Annotated in this window: 20 protein-coding genes; 12 read left to right on the top strand and 8 right to left on the bottom strand. The window is 56.8% G+C overall.

Annotated features, from left to right (window positions below; all coding sequences use genetic code 11):
* Positions 1-6: 6 nt before the first annotated feature.
* From KBY73_RS08585 to KBY73_RS08560, 6 genes are all read left to right on the top strand, one after another.
* Positions 7-519 carry a VOC family protein gene (locus tag KBY73_RS08585; RefSeq protein WP_254936686.1) on the top strand — a complete coding sequence of 171 codons (513 nt, stop codon included), beginning with the start codon at positions 7-9 and terminating at the stop codon, positions 517-519.
* A gap of 456 nt (positions 520-975) precedes the next feature.
* Entirely contained in the window at positions 976-1,386 is a 411-nt protein-coding gene (locus KBY73_RS08580; protein WP_254936685.1) for a hypothetical protein, read from the top strand.
* A 65-nt stretch (positions 1,387-1,451) separates the two neighbouring features.
* Entirely contained in the window at positions 1,452-2,300 is an 849-nt protein-coding gene (locus KBY73_RS08575; protein ID WP_254936684.1) for an acetaldehyde dehydrogenase (acetylating), read from the top strand.
* The gene (locus KBY73_RS08570) at positions 2,297-3,355 is read left to right on the top strand and encodes a hypothetical protein (protein ID WP_254936683.1); all 1,059 of its coding nucleotides are present in this window, start codon (positions 2,297-2,299) and stop codon (positions 3,353-3,355) included. Before KBY73_RS08575 ends, KBY73_RS08570 begins: the two co-directional genes overlap by 4 nt.
* On the top strand, positions 3,352-4,128 hold the full coding sequence (locus tag KBY73_RS08565) for a sulfite exporter TauE/SafE family protein (protein WP_254936682.1): 777 nt from the start codon (positions 3,352-3,354) through the stop codon (positions 4,126-4,128). Before KBY73_RS08570 ends, KBY73_RS08565 begins: the two co-directional genes overlap by 4 nt.
* A 131-nt stretch (positions 4,129-4,259) precedes the next feature.
* Positions 4,260-5,198: an IS5 family transposase gene (locus KBY73_RS08560; protein ID WP_254936955.1), complete on the top strand. Its 939-nt coding sequence runs from the start codon at positions 4,260-4,262 to the stop codon at positions 5,196-5,198.
* Positions 5,199-5,701: 503 nt separating this feature from the next.
* On the opposite strand, the gene KBY73_RS08555 is transcribed toward KBY73_RS08560, so the two are convergent.
* Positions 5,702-5,902, bottom strand: coding sequence for a hypothetical protein (locus KBY73_RS08555; RefSeq protein ID WP_254936681.1), 201 nt, complete (start codon positions 5,900-5,902; stop codon positions 5,702-5,704).
* A gap of 1,113 nt (positions 5,903-7,015) precedes the next feature.
* On the opposite strand from KBY73_RS08555, the gene KBY73_RS08550 reads away from it, so the two are divergent.
* From KBY73_RS08550 to KBY73_RS08540, 3 genes are all read left to right on the top strand, one after another.
* Positions 7,016-7,339 (top strand): hypothetical protein, encoded by a 324-nt coding sequence (locus KBY73_RS08550; RefSeq protein WP_254936680.1) that lies wholly within the window; start codon positions 7,016-7,018, stop codon positions 7,337-7,339.
* 86 nt (positions 7,340-7,425) lie between these two features.
* Positions 7,426-7,791, top strand: coding sequence for a hypothetical protein (locus KBY73_RS08545; RefSeq protein ID WP_254936679.1), 366 nt, complete (start codon positions 7,426-7,428; stop codon positions 7,789-7,791).
* 235 nt (positions 7,792-8,026) lie between these two features.
* Positions 8,027-8,278 (top strand): DUF2811 domain-containing protein, encoded by a 252-nt coding sequence (locus KBY73_RS08540; RefSeq protein WP_254936678.1) that lies wholly within the window; start codon positions 8,027-8,029, stop codon positions 8,276-8,278.
* A 199-nt stretch (positions 8,279-8,477) separates the two neighbouring features.
* On the opposite strand, the gene KBY73_RS08535 is transcribed toward KBY73_RS08540, so the two are convergent.
* The 6 genes from KBY73_RS08535 to KBY73_RS08510 all read right to left on the bottom strand — a co-directional run bounded on the left by KBY73_RS08535 (position 8,478) and on the right by KBY73_RS08510 (position 11,248).
* Positions 8,478-8,906: an EamA family transporter gene (locus KBY73_RS08535; RefSeq protein ID WP_254936677.1), complete on the bottom strand. Its 429-nt coding sequence runs from the start codon at positions 8,904-8,906 to the stop codon at positions 8,478-8,480.
* A 176-nt stretch (positions 8,907-9,082) separates the two neighbouring features.
* Positions 9,083-9,208, bottom strand: coding sequence for a hypothetical protein (locus tag KBY73_RS08530; RefSeq protein ID WP_254936983.1), 126 nt, complete (start codon positions 9,206-9,208; stop codon positions 9,083-9,085).
* Positions 9,205-9,348 (bottom strand): high light inducible protein, encoded by a 144-nt coding sequence (locus tag KBY73_RS08525; RefSeq protein ID WP_254936954.1) that lies wholly within the window; start codon positions 9,346-9,348, stop codon positions 9,205-9,207. The genes KBY73_RS08530 and KBY73_RS08525 overlap by 4 nt, the downstream gene beginning before the upstream one ends.
* A 226-nt stretch (positions 9,349-9,574) precedes the next feature.
* Complete coding sequence (locus KBY73_RS08520; RefSeq protein ID WP_254936676.1) at positions 9,575-9,835, bottom strand: hypothetical protein; 261 nt, start codon at positions 9,833-9,835, stop codon at positions 9,575-9,577.
* A gap of 94 nt (positions 9,836-9,929) precedes the next feature.
* On the bottom strand, positions 9,930-10,136 hold the full coding sequence (locus KBY73_RS08515; RefSeq protein ID WP_254936675.1) for a Nif11-like leader peptide family natural product precursor: 207 nt from the start codon (positions 10,134-10,136) through the stop codon (positions 9,930-9,932).
* Positions 10,133-11,248, bottom strand: a complete 1,116-nt coding sequence (locus tag KBY73_RS08510; RefSeq protein ID WP_254936674.1) for a RimK family alpha-L-glutamate ligase — start codon at positions 11,246-11,248, stop codon at positions 10,133-10,135. Before KBY73_RS08510 ends, KBY73_RS08515 begins: the two co-directional genes overlap by 4 nt.
* Positions 11,249-11,434: 186 nt before the next feature.
* Between KBY73_RS08510 and KBY73_RS08505 the strand changes: the two genes are divergently transcribed.
* Together KBY73_RS08505 and KBY73_RS08500 are read left to right on the top strand one after the other, a co-directional pair.
* Positions 11,435-12,394: an esterase-like activity of phytase family protein gene (locus KBY73_RS08505; protein ID WP_254936673.1), complete on the top strand. Its 960-nt coding sequence runs from the start codon at positions 11,435-11,437 to the stop codon at positions 12,392-12,394.
* Between the two features lie 7 nt (positions 12,395-12,401).
* Positions 12,402-14,588 carry a PhoX family phosphatase gene (locus tag KBY73_RS08500; RefSeq protein ID WP_254936672.1) on the top strand — a complete coding sequence of 729 codons (2,187 nt, stop codon included), beginning with the start codon at positions 12,402-12,404 and terminating at the stop codon, positions 14,586-14,588.
* 96 nt (positions 14,589-14,684) lie between these two features.
* On the opposite strand, the gene KBY73_RS08495 is transcribed toward KBY73_RS08500, so the two are convergent.
* The gene (locus KBY73_RS08495) at positions 14,685-14,954 is read right to left on the bottom strand and encodes a hypothetical protein (protein WP_254936671.1); all 270 of its coding nucleotides are present in this window, start codon (positions 14,952-14,954) and stop codon (positions 14,685-14,687) included.
* 361 nt (positions 14,955-15,315) lie between these two features.
* On the opposite strand from KBY73_RS08495, the gene KBY73_RS08490 reads away from it, so the two are divergent.
* Positions 15,316-16,070: photosystem II q(b) protein (locus KBY73_RS08490; RefSeq protein ID WP_254936670.1), on the top strand; the 755-nt coding region annotated here is incomplete at its 3' end.

The following is a 16,070-nucleotide window of genomic DNA, read 5'->3' as shown; positions in this document are numbered from 1 at the left end:
CTCGCCATGACGCTTGACCACCTAAGTTTCGGTACCCACAACATCACCGCCACCCGTGCGTTCTACGAGGGGCAACTGGGGTTTCCGGTGCTGATCCACGAGCGGATGCTCATGGAGAAGGGCGGGACGGTTGAACACATTTTCTTTGACTGCGGAGGCGACTGCGCCCTGGCCTTCATGGAGTGGCAGGCCGTACCAGGGGTGCCGAGCGATTACGACAGCGGCATCAACCACGGCCTGGGCGTGCCCACCGGCACCTTTCACTTCGCCTTCCGCTGTCACTCGCTTGAGGCCCTTGAAGCAAGGCGGAACAAACTGATCTCCGCCGGCGTGGTGATGGGGGAGCTGCTCGATCTGGATCCTTACCGCTCCTTTTTCTTCGACGATCCGGTCAACGGCCTGCGGCTGGAATACACAACGCGAGTACGCAATCCCTCGGCCGCAGACCGCGACCCCGAGCAACGGCAGTTTCCGGCCAGCCTGGCCTTGTTCGAAAATTCTTCACGGCCTGGGCCTTGATGAGGACTTGCCAAGACGCTGGATCATGCCTGGCTGACAGAGACGTCGATCGCTCATTGTCGTGACCGGTTGACGATCCCATGGGTCAACCTGGACAAAATGACCAATGAGTACGAAAAAAATTTAGATGTACCAAAATCAAGAAAGTGCATAGCCTTGCAATCAATAATCATCGATAAATGCAGCCCCCCTAAGCCTTCGGCTGGACTTCAAGGGTCTGTCCGAATCGATGCACGTAACATTCTGCCGACCACGGCAGAGGGCGTTCGTTGTGACATGCAAGGGCTCTGCTCTCTAAATTTCTTTTCACGTATTGGCCATGGCTTCTGATTGCTGATAGAAATATTTAGCAAAGGCGCCCAACCAAGACCCAGGCGCGAAGCTGTCAAGAAATATTTCGAACGTGGCGATGTCAGCATGAGAGCTTAATCTCAGGCTTGTCACTACATCGCAATTATGAAGGCAGGCAAGGCAGCAATCGTTATCATCATTGCATCATCAATGGTGGCTGGCTGCTCATATCTTGGTGCAGCAAAGATCCCCACAGGCGAGCAGATGAAGGGGACATGGACTGGAACCAGCTCGGGGCATGAAAACGGAAGGAATACTGGTACGAATGTCACCTTTCTAATTGACCAGTCGTCTGGCCAAAGCTTTTCTGGAACAATCGAATATCAATACAATGACAAAAGGACTGGCAAAGAGAAAATCCATGGTTCGATTGGCAGAAATGGAGATATTGCGATAGCTGATGAAGATGGATTTTATATCAATGGAATCCTGGATCGCAACAGCCTCTCTCTGCAGTATATTGAATCGAGCCCTGAAGAAAGCGAGGCCTCAAATGTCTACCTTAAAAGGAAATAGCGAAAGACATCCGCTTTGTCTATGATGTCATCGGCAGTCACGCTTCATCGGACAACGCTTTGCCTATGAAGCGAGTAGCAATACTGGGATCTGGGCTTCTTGGCTGTGATCTTCTGGTCAAATGTCAGAAAACTGAAGAAGTTGAACTCGTAGCATTTGCGGGGCGAGACTCATTTTCAAAAGGCTTAGCATTTGCCAAAAGCAGAGGGGTTTATACCACTGACCGAAGTATAGAGGGGATAGTCGAAACAAACATCAAACCAGACATAATTGTAGATTGCACGACTGCATCATGCCACCACTCTCATGACACAACATGCCGGGCAAATAACATAAAGATTATTGACATGACTCCGGCAAAAATAGGCACGATCTGCTGCCCTGCAATTAATCTTCAGCAATGCCTAGCCTCAAACAATATAAACATGATTTCATGCGGGGGACAGGCCGCACTCCCATTATGCTTTGCGATCAAGAGTGCGAACCCAGCAGTTGATTATATCGAGGTTGTTTCAACTGTAGCCTCTGAGTCGGTAGGGCCTGGAACTCGGAAGAACCTTTCGGAATATATTGCCTCCACTCAAAAAGCGATTGAGATGATGCTTGCCATCAGCAAGGCAAAAGTTATCGTCAACATCTCACCTGCTACGCCTCCGGTGATAATGAGAACAACGATCGTGATTGGCTCAGACAGCATTGCCAACGAAGTAGCAACAATCGCCATGATTGAAGAGATGATAGAAAGAACCAGTAGCTACGTGCCCGGATATAAATCTTCTATAGGACTTAAGAAGATCGGTTCCAGGGCAATATGCCAGGTAATTGTTTCAGGATCTGGCGACTACCTCCCGAACTATGCAGGCAATCTTGATATCATTAACTGTGCCGCCCTAGAGCTCATCAAAAGCCTATGATCACACCGCTTATCTATGATGTTACTCTTCGAGATGGGGCCAATGCCAACGGTCATGGGTTTAGTTCGGATTTTTATGCTTCATATATCGACAAGGCCTATGCAGCAGGGATTCGCAGAATTGAAGTTGGACATGGCTATGGGCTTGGTGGTAGCAGTCTCCATTTAGGCCCCTTGCAGGATTTAGATATTTGGGACATTGTTGCCATCAAAGCAGCTCAGTACCCAGATCTTCGCATTGGGGTTCATGTGATACCGGGGCTAGCTACATTTGAAGATATTGCCTTCTGCATTGACCATGGCATCCACATTTTCCGTGTTGCCTCTCACTGCACTGAAGCTGACATTACCGAGACATATATCAAATATGTGATAAAGAAAGGATATGAGGCCTGGGGGCTACTCATGATGTGCCATATGGCGGAACCGCATATGCTTGCAGAAGAGGCCTCCAAGCTTGCTTCCTATGGCGCCCAACGTGTTGTCTTTCTTGATTCTGCTGGAGCACTAACACCAAAGGACGTACAAAAGATCAGCTCCCAGTTGGTCACTTCACTAAAAATCCCAGTAGGTTTCCACGCTCACAATAATTTGAATGCATCTGTCGCTAATTCACTCTCAGCCCTGTCATACGGGTGCACATCAATTGATGCTAGCTCTTCTGGATATGGGCCAGGGGCTGGAAATCTGCCACTTGATTCATTTATAGCTATTCTTGAGAAAGATGGTCAACGTACTGGAAAAGACATCAGAAAACTTCTAGAACTGGCAGCCTTCCTAGAAAAGAATTTTCAATCCACCATGCCTAGAGGAGATAGTGTCTCCACAGCTACGGGACTGTATGGTTTATTTTCTGGCTTTAAGCCCAGATTGCTGGAAGCTTCATCCACATACAATGTCGATATTTTTGAGCTCATTGAATATTTAGGCATGCAACAAGTCATAGCAGGTCAAGAGGATCAGATCATTGCGGCCGCACAACTTCTTTCAACCGCCACTTCTCCTGGCAACCATTCAAAAAGTTCTAAGACGCTTGTCGTTGACTCAATCCTGTGACGCACATACTTCAGCTCATTTCTGCTGGTATTGTACTTGGCTTCCTGAATACAGTGAGCTCGGGCGGCTCCGTCATCAGTCTCCCCCTTTTGCTTGCCCTGGGTTATCCAGCTGTTGTGGCTAATGCTACAAATCGCGTACCCGTTTCCGTCGGCTTGCTTATTGCAATCTGGCAGTTTCAAAGGGCGGGATCGATTCCATGGAGAAGTTGCACTCGGTTATTGCCGCTTATTCTGATAGGAACATTTATTGGGACACAGCTTTCAGTTCTTATCCCAATGTCAGCACTTGCCTCAGCCATTACGTTTGCGGTGGTGATGGCTTTAGCGCTGCTACTACTCAATCCTCGTCGCTGGCTGGACGATCATTCCGTTGACTCCAATGTACTTACTCTTAGTCCGCAGCTGATCATCATTCTCTTTTTGGTCAGTGTATGGAATGGCTTTATTGTGCTAGATGCGGGTACCTACCTCCTCCTATCCCTAACCTTATTGGGAGGACTGGGACTTGCCCAGGCTAATGCTATGAAGGTTGTGCTAATGGGTGCATCTGGACTGTTTTCATTGTTAATTTTTAGTGGTTATAGCGCAGTGAACTGGAATGCATCTGTGCCGCTGGTCATTGGCAGCATCCTCGGTTCGACAATAGGCAGCAAGCTCGCACTAGGGCCCGGAGCCAAGAAGTGGATTTACTGGTCTTTGGTAGCAGGTATCTCAACCAACTTGTTACTCAAGTTATTGAACTACTTGCCAAGGCTGGCATCCCTATCATAGGATTAATCTGTGTTGTTTTAGGGAGACTCTGGAAAACCCAGGCCATTCGCGGGAGAATGGGCCGGTGAACGAAGGCTAGGACTGGGGTAATGGGCGACAAGCAGCTCGGATTTACGGACTACTAGCTCACCATCGCTAAAAAACAGACCAAAAGGGAGAAGTTTTTATCTGAGAAGGAGGCGGTGCTGCCCTGGCAAGCACTGATCGAATTGATCGAGCCCTACTACCCCAAGACCAGCAAGAAGAGTGGCCATCCGCCATATCCGCTGATAACGATGCTGCGCATCCACTTACTGCAGCAGTGGTACTCGCTCAGCGACCCAGCTATGGAAGAGGCCCTGATTGAGGTGCCCACCATGCGTCGCTTTGCCGGCATCGATTTGATCAGTGACCGGATTCCGGATGAGACGACGATCCTGTCCTTCCGCCACCTGCTTGAGAAGCACGAGCTGGGCGAGCAGATTTTTGAAATCGTCAAAACCCACCTCAGTGCTCGGTGCATGACGATGCGACAAGGGACGATCGCCGATGCCACCTTGATCGCCGCCCCCAGCTCCACCAAGGACAAAGAGGGGAAGCGAGATCCCGAGATGCACCAGACCAAGAAGGGCAATCAGTGGTACTACGGAATGAAAATCCATATCGGCGTCGATAAGGACTCCGGACTGATTCATTCAGTGGCCACCACGGCCGAGAACGTGCATGACCTCACCCCAGTCGCCGAGCTGTTGCATGGTGAGGAAGAGGTGGTTTACGGCGACGCCGGCTACAACGGCATCGCCAAGAGGGGCGATATAGCGGGCAATTCAGCAGAATTCCGAGTAGCGATGCGTGCCGGAAAACGGCGATCCTTGCCGAACAACCCAGATGGAAAGCTGCAGGATCTGATCGAGACGGCCAAGTCACACGTACGAGCCAAGGTCGAGCATCCGTTCCGGGTTATCAAACAACAGTTCGGCTTCCAGAAAACCCGGCTGCTTGGCATGGCCAAGAACCGCAGCAAGGTCAACGTGATCGCTGCGCTCACAAACCTATTCTTAGCGCGCCGCCTGTTGCTCTTGGCGACATGAACGGGGGAATGGTGTGTCCGGGGGACCTCAGTAGACCTCAAAACCACCAAAAAATAGGTGGGAAATAACGGCAGAGCACTTATTGGAGCCCTGCTAAATCAAATTGCAGTCGAATGCGACAGTTTTGAATTCAGAAGCTTCTTAATCCCATGGTGCCCAGAGACTCCTTAATTGAAGGTCGTATCAAAAATTGGATTGTTTGCCAAAAGTCCAGAATAAGTATCTGCATTTAAGCCTCCCGGATACACTCCCGTCCCCCCAGTCTTGTCGCTTTGCCCTGGGTTGTCTGTGGGGGCGCTCGATTTCTCCAAAGCAGCGGTGAGATTACCCAGCCAAGCCTCAAATCCGCCACTTTTGCCTCCGATCTGAAAGCCAGGAGAGGCAGCCTGTTCACCCTGCTGTCGCTGACCTCCGCCACCGCTAGTGGCGGCTTTATCGTCAATAGGGAGACCTGTTAGAAAGTCCTTAATGTCGATGCTCCCATGGTCTGATGTCCTGCAATGCTAAGGGGGAGGGGTGAGTTGGGTGGAACCAGGCTTCTCCTCGCTTACGACCACGATCCGGTAGTACTCGCGATCGTCTGAGCAGCATATGTCGGCGTAATAGCGCTCAACCACTGCATAAGCCGCGTTGTAGCTGTCGAACACCTGACCGGCGATGCCGTCGCTGATGCCGTCGTCGCGTCTGATTAGGTAGCTGCTCATGGCATCTGTCACAGGTCGTGCTCAGTTTTCTACGTCGGCGCCCAACTGGGGAGCCACTTGCTTCCAATCCTAGATCTTGAATTTTAGCCAGAGCTGCCTAGAGTAGTTAGGGCGCATTTGACTGCGAGTTTTGAGAATTGGTGGTTTCATGGTCAACGTCGAAGGGCAACCTCGAAGGTCAACGTCATTTTGAATGCTAGGTAATTCAATGGCAACAGGAGGTCGTATGGCACCTCATTTCAGACCCATCCGCTAGAGTGTTGTAATTCATGCCTTCCAAGACAATGGCTAGCAAGCTAAACTCATCGCTCTATTATCAACTCTCTTGCGCAGAAGCTGAGATTCTGATCGGTGGACTAAGCCAAGCCGGTGAAGACGCTGCAACATTCTCAAGAAGAAGAAATAATAGTGGGGGTAATCAACTTGAGCGAACTTTTCCTGGGGCTAGATCCAGGTGGCTCGGCTTGCCCCTTAATCAATTGGCTAGCGAGACAAGTGATCTGGCAAATGTAAGCGAAGCTTTCAATGCTGGGTGAGTTCCCGGATTTGTGAATTTACAACCTTTCAAGTTCGTTAATCTGCTGGCCCCCCAAAACAAAAGTTCAAGTCAAGGCCATAATTGATCCTCCCTGGAGATGGGAAGGTAAATAAAAAATTACTTTAGCAGCAGAGCTTTGCAAGTATGTGATTTCCAGGATTCTCTCTAAGATTCCTGGCTGCCGGGGACGCAAAACTCTGCTAGGTGTAGCCACTCCCAGGAGATTCAAGAGCCGTTGATTGACTTTGCCTGCGGTGGCATGTACGCCGTAGGTTTGAAAGTGCATGGCATCGTTGCGGAAAAGTTTGCTCCGCATCGGGTCGCCGATCCAGCACTCGGGTAGCGCTCCGCTCTGCCAAGGGAGACGGTTGAGGTTGTTGATGCAGGTACATAGCCTGCCTCTGCTTGCACGGATTCGCCCAAGCGGCCTTTCGCCCAGTAACTGTCAACTGTCAACCCCCAGAACGGTAGCCCACTTGGGGCAAGCCCATGATCCCCGCTTATAGCCGTCCGCTAACAAGCGGGTGTCTTAAGGGCAGACAGGGCGAGCACTAAATAATTTTCGATGTGCAGGCATGGATTCAACTAACGGCAACTTGTTTTCCCTAGCCGGGCGCACCATTGCCCAGCTGCGCGAGTTGGCGCGCAACTCTCCGCTCCCCAACATCTACAGCCGCCTCAGCCGCTCGCGGTTGATCGATGCCCTGCACCAGGTGTTACATGAACAGGGTCCGGCCGCCAACGACTACGGGCCCGTGGCAGTGCTGACTACCGCCGCCGCCGGTGCCAGCCAGCTCTGCCTGCGGGTGAGCGATGTGACAGGTCTGCAGTCCAGAGCAAGCCATCCCACGCCCTGCAGGAGGTGGTGGTCGATGCCCACAACAGCGAGTGGTGATTAGCCCTACCTCTGTGTGATCGCGACTACCGCGTCGAACTGGGCTATCGCCGGCCCTCCGGTGGCTGGTTGCATCTGGCCTTCTCCTCGGTGGCGCTGATGCCGGCCAGAGGGCCGAGCGAGGTGGTGGCCGACCTGTTCGTGCCTTTGTCCCTCGATGTGCTGCCGGCATTCCTATCCACCCTGACGCACTCGCAGATCAGCGGCGGATTGGAACACGAGCTCATGTATCGCCATTCCACTGTGGCTAGTCCGAGCCGCCGGCGCTTGGGCTCGGAGGTGTGGCGCGAACAGGAGAGATTGTGCGTTGGGGATCAGGCAGGAGCTGTTGTTTCGCTAATCCCGATTGGTATTGCTGCAGGGGTGCGGGCGAATCGATCAGGGCTGCTGAGCTATGAGGTTTTCCCCCGAATTCAGCGGTTTCCCACCACAAACGGCGGCTTTTCCACAAGCTGAACTCCCAAGACCTCGCTGCTGGCGCCAGCAGTGCAGCACCCGCTGTGGAAAAGCCCTCTCCTCTTGACCGGCGGCAGCGGGGAGTTTTGGCCAGCCCAACAGCAACAGCAAGCCGCCAGGAAGGCAGTTCAGGACTTACTTCTCACGGAGAGACACGGCCTTGTCGGACTGGTTTTGCTGCTTTGACGCCGCTGCGGTGCTCGTGACTTGATGGGTGCACTGCCGTGATGAACGCATGAGCCAAATTCCCGACCATCTGCCGGTCCACGTGAGCGTCGTCAATGAGTTCCCGGAGGACCTGTACCAGGCGATGCGGGAATTCATCAGCAGCCATCCCAACTGGGACCAGTACCGCCTGCTGCAAGCAGCGCTTGCGGGCTTCCTGTTCCAGCACGGCTGCAAGGACCGGGCCGTGAGCCGGCTTTACCTCGACGGTTTGTTCCAGCGCGATCCGGCTACTGCGGCGCGGCCGATCTCCCACAACTGATGCAGCAGCTCCTGCCATGCCGCTGGTGGCCCAGGCTCAATCGGTTCGAGCTGCGCGCGGCGATTGTGCAGATCAGGCCGTTGGTATAAATAAAAGGATGCTGCCCTCTCTGGCTTTGGCAGCAGCAGGCTCTCCGCAGGTTGGGCCAACCAGCTTGATCCGCCATGCCTGCTGCCACTAGATCTCTGTGGCTGGCGAACTAGACCCAGGCCACCAAGGCAGCGCCTATAGCCATCAGCACCACCCCGAGCCAGGCCTTGAGATCGAGCTGCTCACCTAGCAGCAGCAGAGCCAGCAGGGCAATCAGCACAACACTGAGCTTGTCGAGCGCCGCCACCCCAGCCACGGGCCCCAGCTGCAGCGCTCGGCTGTAGCAGAACCACGACACCCCTGTCGTCAGACCGGAGAGGGCGAGAGCGCCCAGGCTGAGAGCGGGCAGCTGGCTCAGCTCCTGCCAATCGAGCCGGCCACTTCCCAGCAGCACAAGAGCCAGCACAATCGCCACGGCCAGGGTGCGGAACAGGGTGGCCATCCCCGCATCCACCCCCTGCACGCCCACTTTGACCAATAGAGCGGTGACGGCTGCGGAGAGCGCGGCCGCTACGGCCCACAGCTGCCAGTTCTGCACGGGGCGTCTTGCATTGGTAGGCTGCGAGCAAAGGCTATTCGCACTGGCAACACTTCTGTTCACAAGCCACCTAAAAATGTTGGTTAAGTAAGAGCTACAAGCTCAATCGGCAATAGTCGCCTGGTTGAGAGCACCAACAATCCAGGCACCGATTAAAAGGATGGTGATTGCAGAAATCATCCAACCCTCTTAGCCAGGTCCGTAGGACGGCTCAGCACGTAGATCGTCATTGCCGAGAGCACGGCGGTGATCAGAGCAACTACGGAGATTGCAGCGGTGTAGTCGGTTTCCATGACGCTCAACCCAGACCAATTTGGGAAAGGATGCCTTGACCAGTGAGCAGCTCGGCGCCAAGACCGATCACAAAACCAAGAATTGCCAGACGGCCATTCCAGGTTTCAGCAAAAGCGACAAAACCAAAGCGAGAAGCGGATTTAGTAATGCATGTTGCAAATTGCTAGCACTAGCGAAACGGGTTGTGAAGGGTCGTGGCTAGCTGTTGATCCTCGGCTGAATCTTGAGATGCGAGGGGATCTGGGAGCCCCTGGGTGATCGCCAAGGCGCGTTTGTAAATGGCACCCGAGGTTGCGCCTGCAGCCTCCATGGCATTACGCATGTTCTGCCAGTAGTGCAATGTTTTGGCTTGAGTCATGGGAGCTGCTGGGGTGTCAGGCGCAAACTGCTGCTCTGCCGCGGCGCCGGCCCAGCGGTTCGATCCATTCGTTGAGCACAAGCTTGTGCTGGACAAGGCGACTCGGCAGGCGGCAACCAAGGTTGATCTGCCCCTCGTCTACCAAGCGCCCCAACCGAAGCGCCAGGGCTTCCTCGTGGCGGGCAAAGGCGCCTTGGTGGGAGGCAACCCAGGAGATTTCATGCTCAGTGATCACACCGCTAGAGATGGACTCCAAAAAGACTTCCCCGACTGTCATGAGAGCCATGTAACAACTTCGTTACATGCTGCCGCGCCCAGCCTCGCTGCGTGGCTCGAGAGGGCTCAGGGGGCTGGCTAGGGCGGGCGGCTGGCTAGACCACCAAAGTGGCTTCTTGCTCTTCCGCTGCGTTGTGGTGCTCCAGCCAGGCGTTTTGCAGGTCAGCTCTGGTGAGCCGGTAGCCCAGTTTTCGGACGGTGTGCAGCAGCTCCTGGTGGCTATGGCACTGGCGCAGGACCTGCTGGAGCGCCGGGTTGGTTTCTGCATCGGCCACCAACCGCTCCAGATCAGACCAGCTCATCTACTCAAAACAGAGATGGGATCAACCTCGCGTGAACCGGAGCCTGATGCCAGGTTCCCTGAGGACCATTGCGGCGCATTGGCGTGTGCCTTAGGGGCTTGGAGTTCGGGGCCTGGAGGTTGGTGCCGCGGGGCCAGCGCCAGACCTTGCTCAAGCACTGGCGGCAATATCCGCACTTTTGATCTGCAGTGCTCAAGCACTAGGCGAGCCACGTTAAGGCCCGTGGCTGTCTCAAAGCCCTGAAAGCCTGGGGCGCTATTGACCTCGCAGATGCTGTAACCATCGCCATCAAACAGCAGGTCGACACCAGCTATGTCGAGGTTCAAGGCGGCGGCTGAATCGCGCGCTAGTCGCTCCAGCTCTGGGTTAAGCGGAAATGCCTGCCCATCACCACCCCTACTGATGTTTGCCTTGAAACTGCCATCGGTGCTGCTGCGCAACATGGCACCAATGACATGGCCGCCAATTACCCATACCCGCAGGTCCTTTCCGGGTCTTGTCCCGATGTATTGCTGCAGGATCAGGCTCTGGGAGCGATCTAGCCCGGAGACCAGCTCCATCAGGTCACGGAAACTGGCTGGGTCACGGCTGAGCACAACACCGTCGCCATAGGAGCCAACCAGCAGCTTGATGACACAGGGGAACCCAATCTGTTGGGCGACCAGCTTGGTATCGACTGGAAAGCGCACCAGCATGGTGCGTGGGATCGGCAAATTGCTCTGGGCCAGAATCTGGTGCGCATAGAGCTTGTCCTTAACTGCCTCGATGGCGCTGCTGGGATTGACCACAGCCACACCCAGGTGCTCTAGCTGGCGCAGGATCGCCAATGAGAAGTAATCCGTGCCACTACCAGTACGGGGCAGCAAGACATCGGGGAGTTGAACCTCAGAACCGCAGCGCCGAATGGATCGCCGGCCACCCCGGCTAACGATTAAATCGATTTCTTCTGGTGCGACGGTCTCAAAGCGGATGTCAAGAGCGCGCGCCTCCTCCCGCAACCGCGTCAGCTCATAGGGCTCGACCATTCCGGTCGGTCGCTTTTGAAGCACCCAGAGATTCATGCCAGCCCCATCCACAAACTCACTTTTCTTGTGGCGAGGCCATGGCTCCAAGCCTGTGCAGCACAGGGACACGCTGCAGGCGCAACAGGCAAAAGAGCAGTAGCTCTGCTAGAGCTGAAACTCTGCTGAACCTGAACCTCACTTGATCCAATTCGGGTGGTGAAAGTGATCGGCATGATGTCGTTCCAGTTCAATCCCACCCCCACCTAAATATCCGCGTCGATCTGAGCACTCGCCATGGACGCACCCACCACCATCCCCCTGCCTTGTCCACTCTCAGCCGGCTGGGAGGTGGTCGAGCAGCGGCTGATCGAATCGAGCCAGGGGGGCGGCTTCTCGGCCGGGGCCTACCGCCCAGAAGTTGATGAGTTGTGGCTGCTTAGTGATGCTCCCCGCGGCAGCATCAGCCGCTGGCGTGGCTTCCGAACCGGCAGACTGAAGGGTCTGGTGCCACTGCCACCGCTACCGCTAAAGCAGCCGCAGCCCATGGATGGCGAAGGGCTGGTGGTTGAGGCCAATCACTTTTGGGTAGCCGTTGAAGGTCGGCAACAACCTGCGCAACCTGCAGCGCTGCTCCGCTACGACATGGCTTCAGGTTCGCTTTTGAGTAGCCGGGAGCTGCCGCCAGATTGGCGCCTCCAACCCAGTCGTGGACTGCGTAGCAATGGGGGCCCGGAGTCCCTGAGCCGTTCACCAGCAGATGGGGCCTTGTTGATGGCGGCGGAAAAGCCACTGCTGCAAGATCCCCCCGATCGGGTACGGCTGCTGCGCTGGGCGCCCGATGCCAGCGGCGTCTTGCAACCTGTAGAGCTGCGCCCCCTCGCCCTGCCACCTGGAGGCTGGGGGCTCACCGATCTGCTTGCCACCAAGCAGGGACTCCTCGGTTTATGGCGTCGGTTTACGGCACCCGATCAGTGGCAGGCGCGACTGGTGCTGTATCCCGCCAGCGCCTTAACAATCAACGCAACCAGCAACCCCGACGCTTCCCCCGTGGCGCCACTGATGAGCTGGAATCTGATGCAGCTCGGTCTTGCTCCCGATAACTGGGAAGTGCTGCTGGCAGCTCCGCCCCTAGGTGATGGCGGGCCAAGCTTGGTGCTGGCGAGCGACGACAACTTCAATCCCCTGCAACGCTCACACCTTGCCCGGCTGGTGCCGCGCCAGCTGCCGGGCTGCTCAGCACCACCCCAGCAATGAAAAAGCAATGAATCGCTCCGCGCTCAAACGCCGCCAGCTACTCGAATTGCTGGGCATCGGTGCTGGCAGCAGCGCCGCTGCCATGTTGTTGCCGCAGCTTGAGGTCCGCAGCAGCAGCACGGCGGCAGGAAATGCTGCCCTGCCCTTTGTGCCCGTGCGTGCGCCTCTGCCCTTGCCTGCTGACGGTCTGAGCGCGGCAGAGCAACGGCGCATCCATCGGACATTCAACGTCGACGACAAACTGCTGGTTCCCGAGGGTTACCGAGCCGAGCTGCTCGCTGTCTGGGGCGATCCTCTCGCCACGGGTCGCTTTGGCTTCAACAACGACTACCTCGCGTTCCAGCCCCTGCCTAGTGGCAGGGCCTTGTTGAGCATCAACTTCGAATACATCAGTCCGCAAACCTGGTCGGCAGGTTTTTCAGAAGCCGTGGGCACCCCCCTGCCACTGGAGCCTTTGCAGCAGGCCCTGGCCAGCCGCGGCGGCAGCATTGACGTGGCCAGCCTGGCTACAAGCGACCCACTGCGGCCGCTGATCGAGGCCGTGGCCCGCGCCGCCATGGCCGATCTCGGCATCGGCGTGCTCGAGCTTGAGCAGGGGAGCTCAGGCTGGCGCCGCCTCGGCGGCAGTCGCTATGAGCGGCGCATCGATGGGCTCAGCGGGCTCAGCCAGCAGGAGCAGTCACTGCGCTGCAGCGGTCCGGCGGCGGCGGTGTTTCGCCACAGCCAGCCGCTTGGCTACCGCGATGGCCTAGGCGAACGGATCATCGGCACTTTTGCCAATTGCGCTGGCGGCACCACCCCCTGGGGCACCGTGCTGAGCGCTGAGGAAAACTTTCAGTCGCAGGTGCCCGAGGCCGTCTATGCCGATGGCTCGGCGGTTTTCCCAGAAGCGCGGCCGTTCCGCTGGGATGGTGCACGCCTCGACGGGCTCGGTAATCCCTTTGGGCTAGCCGGCAACAAGTACGGCTGGATGGTGGAATTTGACCCCCGCGAGCCAAGTAAACCCGCGGTGAAGCACAGCCTGCTGGGCCGCTTTCGCCATGAAGCCGTTGCCGTTGTGACCCGGCCTGGTGAGCCGCTGGTGCTGTACTCCGGCTGCGATCGCCATGGCGGCCATTTTTACCGCTTTGTCAGTGAGGGGCTCGTGCAAGACCCGCTCGATCGCACCAATTCGCGGCTGTTTGCAGCGGGGCGCCTGGAGGTGGCCCGTTTCAACGCGGAAGGCAGCGGCACCTGGATCGCCCTGGAGGCCGCCACAGCGGTGCAGCCGCAATCCCCCAGTCATTACGAGCGTTTTGGCTGGCAGCAACCAACCGTGTTGCCCCACAGCGACCGCCAGCGCAGCGGCAGCGAAGCGCTTAACAGCGATGCCGAACTCCAGTCCTACCGCAGCCGCTACAAAAACCTTGGCGATCTTTACCCGTTGAGCGGCGATGACGTGCAGGCGCAACTGCGGCAGCAGGGGGCGATCCTGATCGATGCCCATCTGGCCGCCAACGCCGCTGGCGCCACCGCCTGCCCCAGGCCAGAAGACACTGATATCGACCCGATCAACGGCGACCTGCTGATCGCTTTCACGGCGGCGGGCCGTGATGACGGCGGCTGCAGTGATCCGGCGGTCTTCCGCGGCCCCAAAGGCGAATCCCTCTGGCCCCACGGTTGGGTGATGCGGCTGAGCGATGGCGGCGCTAGCCGAGGGGCCAGCTTCCGCTGGCGGATGGTGGCTGCTGGCGGCCTGCCCTGGGAGGGGGGGCTTGGTTTTAGCCATCCCGACAACCTCGCCTTCGACCCATCCGGCAACCTCTGGCTGGTGACCGATCGCTCTGGGGGTGCCGACCTCGATGTGTTCGGCAACAACAGCTGCTGGCTGCTGCCGCGCGCAGGCGCGATGGCGGGCCAGGCCCTCTGCTTTGCGATCGGTCCGGTTGGGTGTGAGCTGTGCGGGCCCTGCTTCGATAGCGAGGCCCGCACGCTGTTTCTGGCGGTCCAGCACCCTGGTGAAGGCCAGGGTGTGCGCCAAGGCAAGGAGGTGGAAGCCCAAGCCCACAGCCTGGTCGATCGAAACGGTCAACGCTTCGAACAGCTGCGCTGGGTGCCGCTCGGCTCTAACTGGCCGTCTGGGGTACCCGCCAGGCCGCCCAGGCCCGGGGTCGTAGCGATCCGTCGACTTGACAGCAGGGCCTTGCTGAGCTGAGGTGCCAGCCCACGCCAATCTCTTGAGGCGTGCCCAGGCCGTGGATGAATTGATATCTGAGCTCCTCTGCGCCTTGGGCAGGCAGCAGCCCAATAATCAACCCACCAGCTGGAGGTGCCGGCTGCTGAACAGCTCTCCGGTGCAGTTCACCGGCAATAACGCTGAGCGCCCAGCCCGGTACCAGGCATCTACCAAGGCAGCGCTCGAGCGGGGGTAGAGCTCTCCAGCCAAGATCCAGAGCTCGTCGTGAAGCACCTGCGTCTGATCTGGTGTGCCTACGTACCAAGGCGACTCAGGGTCCTGTGACAGCTCCTCATGCAGCAGCAGTAATCCCTCAAGTACGCGGTTTGCGAGCTCAGGCGTCATCGGCTTTGCTGGCCCCACCTTGCGGTGCAGCTACCCAAGAACGTCCATCCACGCACATCAAGGTGCACCAGATCAAGGACTGGCCCCAGGAGGTTGCACACCAGATCAAAGGAGGAATGTCCATGAAAGCCGAGCAGCGCTCAAGAAGATGGAGGACATCGACCAGCGGATACGAACTGATTAGCCGGTCTTATCGGTGCCATCAGTCCTGCTGCTGGCCAATTGCGCATTTGGGTTGGGTGGCAAATATGAATTGGTGTTACGTTTAGATGAGCGAGCGGTTCACCGCCCCGCATCTACTTACTGCTTTCCTGCAAAGCCTTTCGGCTGAGTCAGGCAAGCCCTTCCCCAAACCGTTCTCATGACAACCACTATTCAGCAGCGCCAAGGCGCTTCTGCGTGGAACCAGTTTTGCGACTGGGTCACCTCCACCAACAACCGCCTTTATGTGGGCTGGTTCGGTGTGCTGATGATCCCCTGCCTTCTGGCTGCCACCATCTGCTTCATCGTGGCCTTCATCGCCGCACCCCCTGTCGACATTGACGGCATCCGTGAGCCCGTAGCTGGCTCCCTGATGTACGGCAACAACATCATCTCCGGTGCTGTTGTTCCTTCCAGCAACGCCATCGGCCTGCACTTCTACCCCATCTGGGAAGCCGCCAGCCTCGATGAGTGGCTCTACAACGGTGGTCCCTTCCAGTTGGTGGTCTTCCACTTCCTGATCGGCATCTACGCCTACATGGGCCGCGAGTGGGAGCTTTCCTACCGCTTGGGCATGCGCCCCTGGATCTGCGTTGCCTACAGCGCTCCTGTGGCCGCAGCATCTGCCGTCTTCTTGGTGTATCCCTTCGGTCAAGGCTCCTTCTCGGACGCCATGCCCCTTGGCATCTCCGGCACCTTCAACTACATGCTGGTGTTCCAGGCTGAGCACAACATCCTGATGCACCCCTTCCACATGCTGGGAGTGGCTGGTGTCTTCGGTGGCAGCTTGTTCTCCGCCATGCACGGTTCACTCGTTACCAGCAGCCTGGTGCGTGAGACCACCGAGAGCGAGAGCCAGAACTACGGCTACAAGTTCGGCCAAGAAGAGGAGACCTACAACATCGTGGCTGCTCA

Source organism: Cyanobium sp. Tous-M-B4, assembly GCF_024345395.1.
Lineage (GTDB): Bacteria > Cyanobacteriota > Cyanobacteriia > PCC-6307 > Cyanobiaceae > Cyanobium_A.
This window is presented reverse-complemented; position numbering and strand designations above follow the sequence as displayed.

Coding starts and splice junctions, on each gene's coding strand:
- KBY73_RS08515 (WP_254936675.1), bottom strand. CDS start 10,136: ATGAGCTGGTCTGATCTGGAGCGGTTGGTGGCCGATGCAGAAACCAAC.
- KBY73_RS08495 (WP_254936671.1), bottom strand. CDS start 14,954: ATGACGCCTGAGCTCGCAAACCGCGTACTTGAGGGATTACTGCTGCTG.
- KBY73_RS08580 (WP_254936685.1), top strand. CDS start 976: ATGAAGGCAGGCAAGGCAGCAATCGTTATCATCATTGCATCATCAATG.
- KBY73_RS08575 (WP_254936684.1), top strand. CDS start 1,452: ATGAAGCGAGTAGCAATACTGGGATCTGGGCTTCTTGGCTGTGATCTT.
- KBY73_RS08555 (WP_254936681.1), bottom strand. CDS start 5,902: ATGAGCAGCTACCTAATCAGACGCGACGACGGCATCAGCGACGGCATC.
- KBY73_RS08500 (WP_254936672.1), top strand. CDS start 12,402: ATGAATCGCTCCGCGCTCAAACGCCGCCAGCTACTCGAATTGCTGGGC.
- KBY73_RS08505 (WP_254936673.1), top strand. CDS start 11,435: ATGGACGCACCCACCACCATCCCCCTGCCTTGTCCACTCTCAGCCGGC.
- KBY73_RS08550 (WP_254936680.1), top strand. CDS start 7,016: ATGGATTCAACTAACGGCAACTTGTTTTCCCTAGCCGGGCGCACCATT.
- KBY73_RS08540 (WP_254936678.1), top strand. CDS start 8,027: ATGAGCCAAATTCCCGACCATCTGCCGGTCCACGTGAGCGTCGTCAAT.
- KBY73_RS08585 (WP_254936686.1), top strand. CDS start 7: ATGACGCTTGACCACCTAAGTTTCGGTACCCACAACATCACCGCCACC.
- KBY73_RS08520 (WP_254936676.1), bottom strand. CDS start 9,835: ATGACAGTCGGGGAAGTCTTTTTGGAGTCCATCTCTAGCGGTGTGATC.
- KBY73_RS08570 (WP_254936683.1), top strand. CDS start 2,297: ATGATCACACCGCTTATCTATGATGTTACTCTTCGAGATGGGGCCAAT.